The organism is Streptomyces sp. AHU1 (assembly GCF_045343905.1).
Lineage (GTDB): Bacteria > Actinomycetota > Actinomycetes > Streptomycetales > Streptomycetaceae > Streptomyces > Streptomyces triticiradicis.
In genome coordinates this window covers 7,219,293-7,231,731 of sequence record NZ_CP174283.1, presented here as the reverse complement: position 1 = coordinate 7,231,731, position 12,439 = coordinate 7,219,293, and the positions used below count along the sequence as shown (strand labels likewise).

Annotated in this window: 12 protein-coding genes; 4 read left to right on the top strand and 8 right to left on the bottom strand. The window is 74.2% G+C overall.

Annotated elements, in window-relative coordinates; genetic code table 11:
• The first annotated feature begins 56 nt into the window (after nucleotides 1-56).
• Nucleotides 57-680, top strand: coding sequence for a DedA family protein (locus ACICHK_RS32055; protein WP_406841372.1), 624 nt, complete (start codon nucleotides 57-59; stop codon nucleotides 678-680).
• 139 nt (nucleotides 681-819) lie between these two features.
• Here ACICHK_RS32055 and ACICHK_RS32050 read toward each other — a convergent pair whose 3' ends face one another.
• The 7 genes from ACICHK_RS32050 to ACICHK_RS32020 form a co-directional block, all read right to left on the bottom strand.
• On the bottom strand, nucleotides 820-1,989 hold the full coding sequence (locus tag ACICHK_RS32050; protein WP_406839609.1) for an MBL fold metallo-hydrolase: 1,170 nt from the start codon (nucleotides 1,987-1,989) through the stop codon (nucleotides 820-822).
• Entirely contained in the window at nucleotides 1,986-3,233 is a 1,248-nt protein-coding gene (locus ACICHK_RS32045) for an aminotransferase class I/II-fold pyridoxal phosphate-dependent enzyme (RefSeq protein WP_406839608.1), read from the bottom strand. The genes ACICHK_RS32050 and ACICHK_RS32045 overlap by 4 nt, the downstream gene beginning before the upstream one ends.
• A 165-nt stretch (nucleotides 3,234-3,398) precedes the next feature.
• Nucleotides 3,399-4,499: a hypothetical protein gene (locus tag ACICHK_RS32040; RefSeq protein ID WP_406839607.1), complete on the bottom strand. Its 1,101-nt coding sequence runs from the start codon at nucleotides 4,497-4,499 to the stop codon at nucleotides 3,399-3,401.
• Nucleotides 4,500-4,955: 456 nt separating this feature from the next.
• Nucleotides 4,956-5,750, bottom strand: a complete 795-nt coding sequence (locus tag ACICHK_RS32035) for an RNA polymerase sigma factor SigF (RefSeq protein ID WP_406839606.1) — start codon at nucleotides 5,748-5,750, stop codon at nucleotides 4,956-4,958.
• A gap of 254 nt (nucleotides 5,751-6,004) precedes the next feature.
• A complete protein-coding gene (locus tag ACICHK_RS32030) occupies nucleotides 6,005-6,583 on the bottom strand; it encodes a TIGR03086 family metal-binding protein (RefSeq protein ID WP_406839605.1) in 579 nt (192 codons plus the stop codon).
• Entirely contained in the window at nucleotides 6,580-6,822 is a 243-nt protein-coding gene (locus ACICHK_RS32025) for a DUF6158 family protein (protein WP_151473041.1), read from the bottom strand. Before ACICHK_RS32025 ends, ACICHK_RS32030 begins: the two co-directional genes overlap by 4 nt.
• 210 nt (nucleotides 6,823-7,032) lie before the next feature.
• Nucleotides 7,033-8,652 carry an ABC-F family ATP-binding cassette domain-containing protein gene (locus ACICHK_RS32020; RefSeq protein WP_406839604.1) on the bottom strand — a complete coding sequence of 540 codons (1,620 nt, stop codon included), beginning with the start codon at nucleotides 8,650-8,652 and terminating at the stop codon, nucleotides 7,033-7,035.
• Between the two features lie 103 nt (nucleotides 8,653-8,755).
• Here ACICHK_RS32020 and ACICHK_RS32015 point away from each other — a divergent pair, with 103 nt between their 5' ends.
• The 3 genes from ACICHK_RS32015 to ACICHK_RS32005 all read left to right on the top strand — a co-directional run bounded on the left by ACICHK_RS32015 (nucleotide 8,756) and on the right by ACICHK_RS32005 (nucleotide 11,517).
• A complete protein-coding gene (locus ACICHK_RS32015) occupies nucleotides 8,756-10,261 on the top strand; it encodes a bifunctional phosphatase PAP2/diacylglycerol kinase family protein (RefSeq protein WP_406839603.1) in 1,506 nt (501 codons plus the stop codon).
• 208 nt (nucleotides 10,262-10,469) lie between these two features.
• Nucleotides 10,470-11,303, top strand: coding sequence for a class I SAM-dependent methyltransferase (locus ACICHK_RS32010; protein WP_406839602.1), 834 nt, complete (start codon nucleotides 10,470-10,472; stop codon nucleotides 11,301-11,303).
• 43 nt (nucleotides 11,304-11,346) lie between these two features.
• On the top strand, nucleotides 11,347-11,517 hold the full coding sequence (locus ACICHK_RS32005; RefSeq protein ID WP_103551057.1) for a hydrophobic protein: 171 nt from the start codon (nucleotides 11,347-11,349) through the stop codon (nucleotides 11,515-11,517).
• 108 nt (nucleotides 11,518-11,625) lie between these two features.
• Here ACICHK_RS32005 and ACICHK_RS32000 read toward each other — a convergent pair whose 3' ends face one another.
• Nucleotides 11,626-12,360: a GvpL/GvpF family gas vesicle protein gene (locus ACICHK_RS32000; protein ID WP_406839601.1), complete on the bottom strand. Its 735-nt coding sequence runs from the start codon at nucleotides 12,358-12,360 to the stop codon at nucleotides 11,626-11,628.
• Nucleotides 12,361-12,439: the final 79 nt, after the last annotated feature.

Sequence of the window (12,439 nt, the reverse complement as noted above, 5' to 3'; positions counted from 1 at the left end):
CCGCGGGGACGGTGGTTCCACCGGTCCTCCAGCCGCTCGGGAGCACCGCTCCGGTGATGTTCCTGTCCGCCACGGCGCCGACCGTTCCGCCGGAGTCCACCCAGCAGGCGCTCGGTTACCCGTCGCTGTTCCTGCTGGTGCTGATCGGCGCTCTGGTGCCGGTGGTGCCGACGGGTGCCCTGGTGAGTTCGGCGGCGGTGGTGGCCTTCCACCAGACCTCGCCCTTCGCGCTGCTGTCGGTGTTCCTGGTGTCCTCGGTCGCCGCGTTCCTCGGTGACATGTCGCTCTACTGGCTCGGGCGGCGCGGCATGGGTTCGAAGAACGGGTCGCGCTGGCTGGAGGCGATCCGGGAACGCGCCCCCGAGGACCGGCTCACCCAGGCGCAGCAGAAGCTCGCCGACCACGGAATCGCGGTCCTCGTCCTGTCCCGCCTCGTCCCGGCGGGCCGCATCCCGGTGATGCTGGCCTGTCTGCTGGCGAAGATGCCGCTGCGTGTCTTCGCCCGCGGCGACGTCCCCGCCTGTCTGGCGTGGGCGGCGACCTACCAGGTCATCGGCATCCTCGGCGGTTCGCTCTTCCCCGAGCCGTGGGAGGGCGTGGTGGCGGCGGTGGCGCTGACCGTCGCGATCAGCGTGGCACCGAGCGTGTGGCGCAGGCTCCACGGGGCGAAACCGTCGTAGGGCCGCGGTGGGCCCGTTGGACGCCGTGGACGTGGTGGACGCGCTGGACCCGGCGGACGCCGTGGACGCCGTGGACGCGCCGGACGTCCTCCACGAGGGGGCGGTCACCGTGCCCCGGGACCCCGAGGGAGAAGCACCGTCACTCCAGCACCCGGGAGCCTCCCACCGCCAGGTCCCACAGGTTCTCCCGGGCCAGGCCCGCCCGCTCCCACGCGGCCCGCACCCGCCGCAGTGGTTCCAGCACGGGCTCGGCCGAGAGCACGAACGTGCCCCAGTGCATCGGGGCCATCCGCCGCGCGCGCAGGTCGACGGCGGCCCGCACGGCCTCTTCCGGGTCGCAGTGCACGTCGCCCAGCCACCAGCGGGGTTCGTACGCGCCGATGGGCAGGAGGGCGAGGTCGATCCCCGGGTGCCGTTGTCCGATGCGGGTGAACCAGTGGCCGTATCCGGTGTCGCCCGCGAAGTACACGCGCCGGCCCTCGGGCGCCGTGAGGACCCAGCCGCCCCACAGGGAGCGGCAGGTGTCGGTGAGGGTGCGCCTGGACCAGTGGTGGGCGGGGACGAAGTCGAAGCGGACGCCGTCCAGTCGGGCCGCCTCCCACCAGTCGAGCTCGGTGACACGGGTGAACCGGCGGCGCCTGAACCAGTGTCCGAGTCCGGCCGGCACGAACACCGGTGTGTCGCGCGGGAGTCGGCGCAGGGTCGGCGCGTCCAGGTGGTCGTAGTGGTTGTGGCTGATGACGACCGCGTCGACGCGCGGCAGCGCGCTCCAGGCCACGCCGACCGGGGTGATCCGGGCGGGGGTCCCCACGATCCGGCGGGACCAGACCGGGTCGGTGAGGACGGTGAGCCCGCCGATCCGGATCACCCAACTCGCGTGTCCCGCCCAGGAGACGGCGATCGTCCCGGCGTCCACGCCGGGCAGCGGTCCCGGTTCGAAAGGCAGCAGCGGGATGTCGGCGAGCCCTTCGGCGCGCGGCCGCAGGGCGCCCTCGCGGGCGAGCCGCGCGAAGGCCCGGGGCCCCGGCAGCGGCGCGGTCAGCCGGTCCACGAAGGACCGGGGCCAGAGCCGCCGTTCGCCGAGCGGGCGCGGCTCGGCGAGGGGCGGAGGCGGCGGAAGGACGGTGGGCCGCCCCGGCGCCGGGGCGGCCGAGACGGCCGGAGCGGCCGGGGTGGCCGGAGCGGCCGAGGTGGCCGAAGCGGCCGAGGTGGCCGAAGCGGCCGAGGTGGCCGGAGCGGCCGGGGGCGCGGAATCGCCGGTGTCCCGGGGCGTCGTACTCGTGGTGGTCGACTCGGACTGCTGCGTCATCGAGGGGACTCCCGTCGCCGAGCGTCGTCGCGGAGATCGCCGAAGGCCGACTCCAACAGGGTCAACGCGCGGTGCACATGCGGCAGTTCCAGTGGCGAGGGGGAGGCGAGCGACTCCTCCCTCTCCTCGTCCGTGGAGCCGAGCAGCGGCCCGGTGCCGAGGCGGACCCGGAGGGCGGCGAGGTCGTCGCCGAAGCGGTGTCCACCCGGGGCGGGCATGCCGAGCCGGGCGGAGAGCCAGTCCTCCAGGTCCTGCGCGTCACCGACGCCGTGCGCGGCGAGGGCGGAGCGGAGCGGACCGAGGTCGACGTACAGGTGCCGGCCGGCCTGCGGGGGGCGCACGACGGCCCCCGCGCCGCCCACCACGTGGTAAACGGCCTCGGCCACGCGCGCGTGCAGGCGTACGGCGGCGGTGAGCCGGTCGGCGACCGCGGCGGGCTCGTCGAGCACGTACGCGGCCGCGGCGGCGACCGGTTCGGCGACGCGCGCGCCCAGCACGGTGAGCACGTCGAGGACGCGGGAGCGCAGCGACGCGCCCGCGTCGTTGTCGGGGAAGCGGGCGACGGCGGCCGGCCAGCCCTGCGGCAGGAAGGCGCCCGCCAGGTCGGTGATCACGACGACGTCGTCGGGGAGCATCTCGGCGGGGCTGAGCAGCACGGTGTCCTGCGGCCGGTGCAGGGTGTCGCGCCAGGTCTCGTCGCTGACGATGTGCAGCCCCTCGCCCGCCGCGGCCTCGACGGCCTCGTGCACCACCTCGGGGGGTGCGACGGTGGCGGTCGGGTCGTCGGCGACGGACAGCAGGAGCAGCCGCGGGTCGCCGCCCTCCGCGCGGACCCTGCGGACGGTCTCCAGGAGGGCGTAGGGATCGGGGACGCCGCCGCACTCCGCGGGCGTCGCCACGTGGAACACGGATCTGCCCAGCAGGCGTGCCTGCGGCGCCCACCACGCGGCGCACGGGCGGGGCACGAGGAGGTCGCCGCCGAGCGCGCCGGTCAGGGCCAGCAGCAGCGCGGGGGCTCCGGGGGCGGCCGCCACCCGGTCGGGCGCGGCGCGCAGTCCGCGCCGGGTCCAGTAGCCGCCGGCGGCGTCCCGGAGCACCGGGCCGCCGCCGAAGGGCTCGGCGGCGAAGCGGTCCGCGGCGGCGGCCGGCACGGAACGGAGTTCCGGCGGCACGGGCAGGCCCTGGTCGGGCAGGGGCGGGCCGTACCGGACCGGTCCGTGGCTCTCCGGGGCCGTCCGCCGCATGTCCGCCTCCGCACCGTGGATACCGCCGGTCCCCGTTCCGGAGCCCGCCCGCCCGTACGGTTCCGGGTCTCCTCGTCCCCTCGTACAGCTCACCGGGCGCTGCCCGCCGGTCCGTGCCGTGAGCCGTTCAGTGCCGCCCCGGGCGTGTCCTCACGCGTGCGCCCGTCACCTCGTCGGCCGCCGTGCCGTCCAGGCCGCGTAACGTCGCCTGCGCAGTCTGTGCAGCCGGTGCGCCACCGCGCCCAGGGCCCCGGCGATCAGCACTCCGCCGGTGACCAGGGCCGGCACGGAGTCGGTGAACACACCGCCCTCGCCGGCCCGTACGCCCCGCTGCACGGTGGGCGGACGCCCGCCCGCGAAGCTGTCGGAGCCGGTCCCGCCGTCGGGCCCGTGCGTCGCCGTGACACCCCGGGCCACGGCGTACGAGGCCGTCCACTGTTTCCCGTGGCCGCCGGGGGGCGCGGGACAGACGCCGCCGACGTTCCAGCGCCCGTCGGCGCCCCCGGTGCCGGGGTCCGCCCGGTCCGGGTCCACCGGGCCGGGAGCAGCGGTGTCGGGGCCCACGGTGTCCGGGCCCGGCGTGTCGGGAACCGTGTCCGGACCCGGCGTATCCGGACCCACCATGTCGGGGACCGCGTCCGGGCCCGGCGTGTCGAGACCCGGCGTCTCGGGGACCGTGTCCGGACCCACGTCATCGGGGCCCGCGGTGTCCGGACCGGCGGTGTCCGGCCCCGTGGTACCGGCGGGCGGCGGGACCGGGACCGCGGGGTCTCCGGCGCCGGGGGCCGGTGCCGGGGCATCGGGACCCATGATGTTCGAACCCCCGGACACGGGGTCCGCCGCGCCCGCGCCGTCGGAGTTCTTCGCGTCGGAAGCGCCCGAGCCTTCCGGGACGCCGGGGCCGCGCGCCGTGGAGGCCCCCTCCGTGGCGGAGTACGCGGCCTGGTCGGGAGCCGTGCCGGGCTCGCCGGACGAGATGTGGGCGGTGCCGCTGTAGGAGGCCGCGCCCGCGGCGCCCGGGTCGGCGCCCTCGACGCGGTGCAGCTGGACCATGCCCTCCTGGAACCCCTGGGAGCTGGCGTCGATGGAGTCGGGCAGGGTCCCCCCGGTCGCCTCGCAGCTGACCGTGACGGTGACGGTGCCGCCCGGTTCGACGGAGCCCGGACTGACCTGCGCGGCCGGATCCGCGGACGCGCCCGACGCGGCGGCGCCGAGGGCGGCGCCGGCCAGGGCGGTGGCGTACAGGACACAGGCGGTACGGCGCATGAGCGGGGCTCCTTCGGCGGGGCGTGCGGTCCGAGAGCCACGGCCGTCGTGCCCCTCGGGGCCATCAGAGCCCGCCGTACCGCCGGGCGCGAACGGCCGGGCACCATTCGCGGGAAAGCGGGGGCCCGAGCGGGTGACATCGCCACCGGATCCCCTGGGGCGCCCGCGGCACCGGCCCGATCGGTCCTAGGCCCTGTCGTCACATTCCCGTCGTCGCCCGAAGGGCGGCCCTGCGGCGTCGTGGGGGTCCCCTCTGCTCGAGCGAAGCCGAGAGCTCGGGGGAGCGTGCTCTGGGGGTACCCCCTGCTCGAAGAGCTAGGGGGAGTGCCGGGCGGAAGTCCTCGTACTGGACGTACTCGGGCTTTCGCCCGGTGCGGCGAGTGGGGGTACCCCCTGCTCGAAGAGCTTGGGGGAGTGCCGGGCGTCGCGGGGCAGGCGGGAATTTGACGACAGGGCCTAGGCCGCGTCGCGCATGATCTGGTCGCGCAGCCGGGTGCAGCAGCGGCTGATGAGGCGGGAGACGTGCATCTGGGAGATGCCCAGTTCGTCGGCGATGCGGCTCTGGGTCATGTCGTCGAAGAAGCGCATGTAGAGGATGGCGCGTTCCCTCTCGGGCAGGGCCTGGAGCCGGGGCTTGACGGCCTCGCGGTCGATGACGGTGTCGAGGGCCGGGTCGGGTGAACCGAGGCCTTCGCCGAGGGAGTAGCCGTCCTCGCCGCCCGGCAGTTCGGCGTCCAGGGAGAGCGCGGTGAAGCTCTCCAGGGCCTCCAGGCCCGTCCGGGCGTCCTCCTCGCTCATGCTGGCGTGCTCGGCGATCTCGGCGACCGTGGGCCGGCGGCCCGGGATGGTCTGCGACAGGTCCTGGCCGGCGAACCGGACCCGGTTGCGCAGGTCCTGGACCCGGCGCGGCACGTGCAGGGTCCACATGTGGTCGCGGAAGTGGCGCTTGATCTCGCCGGTGATCGTGGGCACGGCGTAGCTCTCGAAGGCGTTGCCGAGCTCGGGGTCGTAGCGGTCGACGGCCTTGACCAGCCCGAGCGACGCGACCTGGCGCAGGTCCTCGTAACTCTCGCCACGGCTGCGGAAGCGACCCGCGAGCCGTTCGGCCATCGGCAGCCAGGACTCGACGATCTCCGCGCGGAGCGCGTCGCGCTCCTGCCCCGGGGGAAGTGCGGCGAGCCTGCGGAACGCCTCCGCGGTGTCGGGGGCGTCGTCGTGCGGATGGTGCGTCGCGCTCGCTCGAGTTCGCATGATGCGTCGCAACTCCCTTGATGGTGCCATGTGATGGACAGTCATCGTGGGAACGCACCCGTGCTCCGGACGAGTACACCCATGGCGCGGATGGCCGCTCCCACGGACGTGCCTCCTGTCCGAAGCACTGCAACTGCGTCTGCCCCGCGCCATGCGGGGCAAACACCCCCTATTCTCCCCGACGCCCGGCCGCCCGGCCCCTCGGGGGTCCGGATCCCGGCTCTCCACGGGCTCTCACCGGGCGGCGCCCGGGGTCAGGGCCGGCGCCCGACCAGGCAGAGCAGCTTCGTCTGGACGTCGGCTCCGGGTGGTGGCTCCTCCGGCGCCGCGAAGAGTCCGGTCCGCTCCAGTTCCGCCGCGTGCGGGGTGACCTCCCTGACCGCGAAGTACAGGAGCTCATCGGGGAGTTGTTCGTCGGCGCCGATGGCGCGGGACAGGTCCCAGGTGTGGACCGTCAGATCGGTGACCAGCTGCGCGCAGTAGTCGTCCGCCGGCATGTCCCCGAACGAGAGGTGGACCGTGCGGTCGAGCGCGCCCGGCTCGGCGAACGCGGCGCGGGAGGCGTCGGCCACGGCTTCCCAGGCGGCGACGGGGTCGGAGCCGAGCAGGTCGCCCTCCAGGTCGTCGCCGACCGAGTCGACGGTGGCGCCGTCCCGGACCAGCGCGGGCACCCACGCCTGCTCCGAGACGAGGTGACCCACGAGATCGCGCACGCTCCAGTCGGTGCACGGGGTGCGGGCCCCCCACTGGTCGTCCCGGATCGCGTGGACCCGGCGGCCGAAGAGCTCCAGGGCCTCCGTCTGCCGGGCCAGGACCGCATGCGGACCGTTCACGCCGGTGGCACCCCCGCGGGCCCGCGTTCCCGGGCGCCGTCGCGGGTACGGCCCGCGATGACGGGCCGTCGCGGGTGGCGGCGCAGGTACTCGCCCTCCAGCTGGGCCATGCGCACGTTGTGGGTGTGCAGCGCGTCGTTCGAACCGTGCAGCAGCGTGTCGTGGCGGGTGCGGTGGATGGCCTCCAGCTCTTTCATCAGCTGCTGGTCGTCCAGCCGGCCCGGGTCGACTCCGGTCATGGTGCTACCCCGCTCGTCGTGGCCGTCGGTGCGCTCCGGGCACCCGCCACGGGCAGTCACTGCCCCGAGCGGCGTCCGGGAGGGAGCCGTGGATCGAGACCCACTCCCTCCACTCTACGAACATCCGGGGTACCGGGCCTCCCCGGGACGTGCCCGGTACCCGGCGCCCCCGGCGGAGGCGTCCGTGCGGGGGCCTCCGCTCCCGCCCGCCTACCGCGCCCGCTCGACGCGGCGCTCGTCCCACACCGGCTCCGACGTCTCCCGCACCCGGCCGTCCGAGCCGAAGACCAGGTAGCGGTCGAAGGAGCGGGCGAACCAGCGGTCGTGGGTGACGGACAGCACCGTCCCCTCGTACGCCTCCAGTCCCTCCTGGAGCGCCTCTGCGGACTCCAGGTCGAGGTTGTCGGTCGGCTCGTCGAGGAGCAGGGCCGTCGAGCCCTCCAGTTCGAGGAGCAGGATCTGGAAACGTGCCTGCTGGCCGCCCGACAGCTTCTCGAAGCGCTGCTCGGCCTGGGCGGTCAGCTCGTAGCGGCGCAGCCGGGACATCGCGGCTCCGCGGTCCTGCGCGTGCTCGGTCCACAGGATGTCCAGGAGGGCGCGGCCCTCCAGCTCCGGGTGGGCGTGCGTCTGCGCGAAGTGGCCGGCGACCACGCGGGCGCCGAGCTTCCACTCGCCGGTGTGCGCGACGTCGCCGCCCGCGAGCAGCCGCAGGAAGTGCGACTTGCCCGAGCCGTTGGAGCCGAGGACGGCGACGCGTTCGCCGTAGAAGATCTCCAGGTCGAAGGGTTTCATCAGCCCGGTGAGCTCGAGTCCCTTGCAGGTCACGGCCCTCACCCCGGTGCGGCCGCCGTGCAGCCGCATCGTGATGTCCTGCTCGCGCGGCGGCTCCGGGGGCGGTCCGGCCTCCTCGAACTTGCGCAGCCGGGTCTGCGCCGCCGCGTAGCGGGACGCCATCTCATGGCTGACGGCGGCCGCCTGACGGAGGTTCAGCACCAGCTTCTTGAGCTGCGCGTGCTTCTCGTCCCAGCGCCTGCGCAGTTCCTCGAAGCGCGCGAACCGCTCCCGCCTGGCCTCGTGGTAGGTCGCGAAACCGGCACCGTGCACCCAGGCGTCCGCGCCGGCCGGACCGGGCTCGACGCTGATGATCTTCTGGGCGGCGCGGGCGAGGAGTTCGCGGTCGTGCGAGACGAACAGGACGGTCTTGCGGGTCTCCTTGAGACGCTCCTCCAGCCAGCGCTTGCCGGGCACGTCGAGGTAGTTGTCCGGCTCGTCGAGGAGCAGCACCTCGTCGGTGCCGCGCAGCAGGGCCTCGAGGACCAGGCGCTTCTGCTCGCCTCCGGACAGGGTCCGCACCAGCCGCCACTGCGCCTTCTCGTAGGGGACGCCGAGAGCGGCCGTGGTGCAGATGTCCCAGAGGGTCTCGGCCTCGTACCCCTGGACCTCGGCCCAGTCGGACAGCGCCTGCGCGTACTGGAGCTGCGCCGCCTCGTCGTCCACGGTCATCATGGCGTGCTCGGCGGCGTCCACCGCCTTCGCCGCCTCGCGGATGCGGGGCGGGGCCACGGAGACGAGCAGCTCGCGCACGGTCGTCTCATCGCGTACGGACCCCACGAACTGGCGCATGACGCCGAGCCCGCCGCTCACGTTCACGGTCCCGCCGTGGGGCTTGATCTCCCCCGAGATCAGCCGCAGCAGCGTCGTCTTGCCGGCGCCGTTCGGTCCCACCAGGGCGACGACGGCCCCCTCGCCCACCCGAAACGACACGTCGCCGAGCAGCGCCCTCCCGTCGGGAAGGTAGTACTCAAGGTGTGCGGCTTCGAGATGTCCCATGGGCAGGCATTCTCCGGGGAGCGGGGGCGCCGGGCAAACGCGTATCCGGGCGGGGCCCCGGAGCCGGGGCGGGAAGCGCCCGATCCGGGGTAGACGGAGCCGCATGACGACGACCCCGGATGTCGACCTGACCGCCCTCGTACCGGGCCGCCACGCCCTTCGGGACCGCCTGCTCGGCCTGGACCTGCGCCTCTTCGAGGCGGTCGCGGCACGGCACTGGCCGGGCGGTGATCCCGTGCTGCCGCGGCTGAGCAGGGGCGCGAACCACGGTGTGCTGTGGTTCGCGACGGCCGCCGCCGTGGCGGCGAGCCGTACTCCGCGGGCCCGCCGGGCCGCCGTCCGCGGTGTCGCCTCGCTCGCCCTGGCCTCCGCGGCGATCAACACGCTCGGCAAGCGCTCGGTGCGGCGCGCCCGCCCCGGTCTCGGCCCGGTGCCCACCGGCCGGCAGCTGAAGCGGCAGCCGATCACCACGTCGTTCCCGTCGGGGCACGCCGCCTCCGCCGCCGCCTTCGCCGCGGGGGTGGCGCTGGAGTCCCGCGGCTGGGGTGCGGCCGTCGCCCCGCTCGCCGCGGCGGTGGCCGTGTCCCGCGTCTACACCGGCGTCCACTTCCCGAGCGACGTCGTGGCCGGTGCGGCCCTGGGCGTCGGCGCCGCGTACGCCGTGCGGGCGCTGGTGCCCACCCGGGACCAGCTGACCCCGCCCGGCCGGCCGCGCGCCGACGCGCCCGCGCTGGCCGACAGCGAGGGCGAGGGCCTGGTCATGGTGGCCAACAGGGGCTCGGGCACCGCGGAGCGGGCCGGCGCGCTGGCCGCCGCGCTGCCGGGGGCGGAGATCGTGGAGTGCGAACCCTCCGACGTGCGGGAGGAGCTGGAGAAGGCGGCGGTCCGCGCCCGGGTGCTGGGCGTGTGCGGCGGCGACGGCACGGTGAACACCGCGGCCGAGGTCGCCCTGCGCCACGGGATCCCCCTCGCCGTCCTGCCGGGCGGCACGCTCAACCACTTCGCGCACGACCTCGGTGTGGAGGGCGAGCGCGATCTGGTCCGCGCGCTCCAGGAGGGCGAGGCGGTCCGGGTGGACGTGGGCCGGTTCGCGTCCGGCGGCAGGAGCGGCGTCTTCCTCAACACCTGCAGCCTGGGCATCTATCCGGAGTTGGTGCGCGAGCGGGAGAACTGGTCCAAGGTGATCGGCAGTTGGCCGGCGGGAGTGCTGGGCGCCCTGCGGGTACTCCGGGCCGACCACCACCCGCTGCGGGCCGAACTCGGCGGCCGCAGCCACCCGTTGTGGCTGCTGTTCGCCGGCAACGGCACCTATCACCGGATGGGCCTGGCACCCGCCCGCCGCTTCGACCTCGCGGACGGCCGCCTCGACGTACGGGTCGTGCACGGCGGCCGCCATCCCGCGGTGCGGCTGCTGGCCGCGGCCTTCGCGGGGCCCCTCACCCGCTCCCCCGCGCACGCGGCGGTACGGGTGGGCCGCCTGCGCATCGAGGGGATGGCGCCCGGGACGCTGCTGGCCTACGACGGCGAGGTCACCGAGGTGAGCGGCGAGGTGACGCTGAGCAAGAGCCCCGAGGCGCTGACCGTCTACCGCCCTCTTCCGGCGCACTGACCGCGTCCGGCACGCCGCCCGCGCCCGGCACCGCGCGGACCGCCCCCGCGGAGCGTCCCCGCGGGCCCCACCTGATCCCGCCCACCGATCCCATGTCCACATGGCAAGACATGTATCTCATAATTCGACATGCCCGCGTACGGTGATGACATCGCGTCAGGGAGTACGTGCACCCGGCGAGGCCCGTACGACGAGAAGGGGACCGGTCATGTCGAAGTCCGAGGCGAAGCCGCAGGAGACCGCCGTCTACACCCACGGCCACCACGAGTCGGTGCTGCGCTCGCACACCTGGCGCACGGCCGCCAACTCGGCGGCCTACCTGCTCGGCTCGCTGAAGCCGCACATGAGGATCCTCGACATCGGCTGCGGACCGGGCACCATCACCGCGGATCTGGCCGAGCGGGTGCCGGACGGTCATGTCACCGGCGTCGACCACGCGCCCGGCATCCTGGACCAGGCACGCCGGACGGCGGACGGACGCGGCCTGCGCAACGTCGAGTTCGCCGTCGCCGACGTCCACGCGCTGGAGTACCCGGACGACACGTTCTGCGTGGTCCACGCCCATCAGGTGCTCCAGCACGTGGGCGATCCGGTGCTGGCGCTGCGCGAGATGCACCGGGTGACCAAGCCCGGCGGGTTCATCGCGGTCCGTGACGCGGACTATTCGTCCATGACCTGGTACCCGTCCACGCCGGGCATGGACGGGTGGCTGGACCTGTACCTGCGCGTCGCCCGCGCCAACGGGGGCGAGCCCGACGCCGGCCGCCGTCTCAAGTCATGGGCACTGGCGGCCGGCATCCGGGACGTCACGGCCACGTCGAGCACCTGGACCTTCTCCACCGAGGACGAGCGGGAGTGGTGGAGCGGCCTGTGGGCCGACCGCACGCTGGCCTCGGCGTACGCGGAGCGGGCGACGGAAGGGGGCCACGCGACCGCGGAGGACCTGCGGGCGGTGTCGGAGGCCTGGCGGGAGTGGGGCCGGCAGGAGGACGGCTGGTTCTCCGTCCTGCACGGGGAAATTCTCTGCCGAAAGGAAGCGTGATCCCGCGATATCGGGCAACCAGGAACGCAGGAGGTTACACACTATGGTTCCCATTCTGCTGGTTCTGCTGCTCGCATTGATTCTCTTCGGCGCCGGATTCGCGCTGAAGATTCTGTGGTGGATAGCATTGGTGGTCATCGTCCTGTGGCTGCTCGGATTCCTGGTGCGCGGCACGAACGCTTCCGGCGGCCGGGGCCGCTGGTACAGGTGGTAGCTCTCCCCCTTCGGTGAGAATCCGGGGAGAAACGGCTTCGCCCGGCCCGGGATCCAGGACAGTCCTGGATCCCGGGCCGGGCTCCGTGCCGTTCAGCAGCCGTACGGCTCAGCAGCCCGTACAGCTCGTGAGACCGCTGAACCCGGTGAGGCCAGTGGATCGCGTGAAGGAGTACGCGGCCCACGGCCCCGTGAGCTCCACCCGCACCCCTGGCTCCTCCCCCACCTTTCCGTTCACCCGCTCCACGAATTCCCCCGAGTCCGCGCGCGGCACCAGATAGGCCGCGTCGAATATCTTCTCGCCCTCTCCCCCGGGAGGAGCGTCCCGAGCGGATCGCGGATTCCGCGGGGTCAGCAGCCGGTTCTCCTCGGCACACTCGGAAAGGGTGTCGTGCAGCCGGCTCGTGAATTCGCCCGCGGAGTTCCCGGAGCCCCCGGAATCCCCCGCGGGCGCGGCGTACACCCTCACGTCCCATTCCACTCGCCCGTCGAGCCGGTCGAGGGTCCGCAGGAAATCCTCCCTGCGTTCGTCCATCATCACGCGTACGCCGCTGTCGTCCCGCAGGACGGTGGCGAGCCGGAGCGGCAGCGGGCTGGTGACGGCGGTGAGCGCGTCGATGACGCTCTGGTGCGCGCGGACCGTCGCCTCCAGCCAGTGGACGTCCTCCAGCCGGCGGCGCAGCGGTTCCGCGGCGAACTCCCGCTCCGGGACCGAGCCGACCACGGCGACCAGGTCGCCGTGGCGCAGCAGTCTGGGCGGAATGCCCCCGACCCCGGTCAGCTCGGCCGACAGCGCTGCCGAGAAGGGGCGGCAGATCGCGTACACATAGCGCAGAGCGCTCATGGGTCTCCTCCCGCGCTTCCACTCGCGCCCCCCACGGCGTACTGACCATGGTGCGCTCCGGACTCCGGTCGGCGCACCA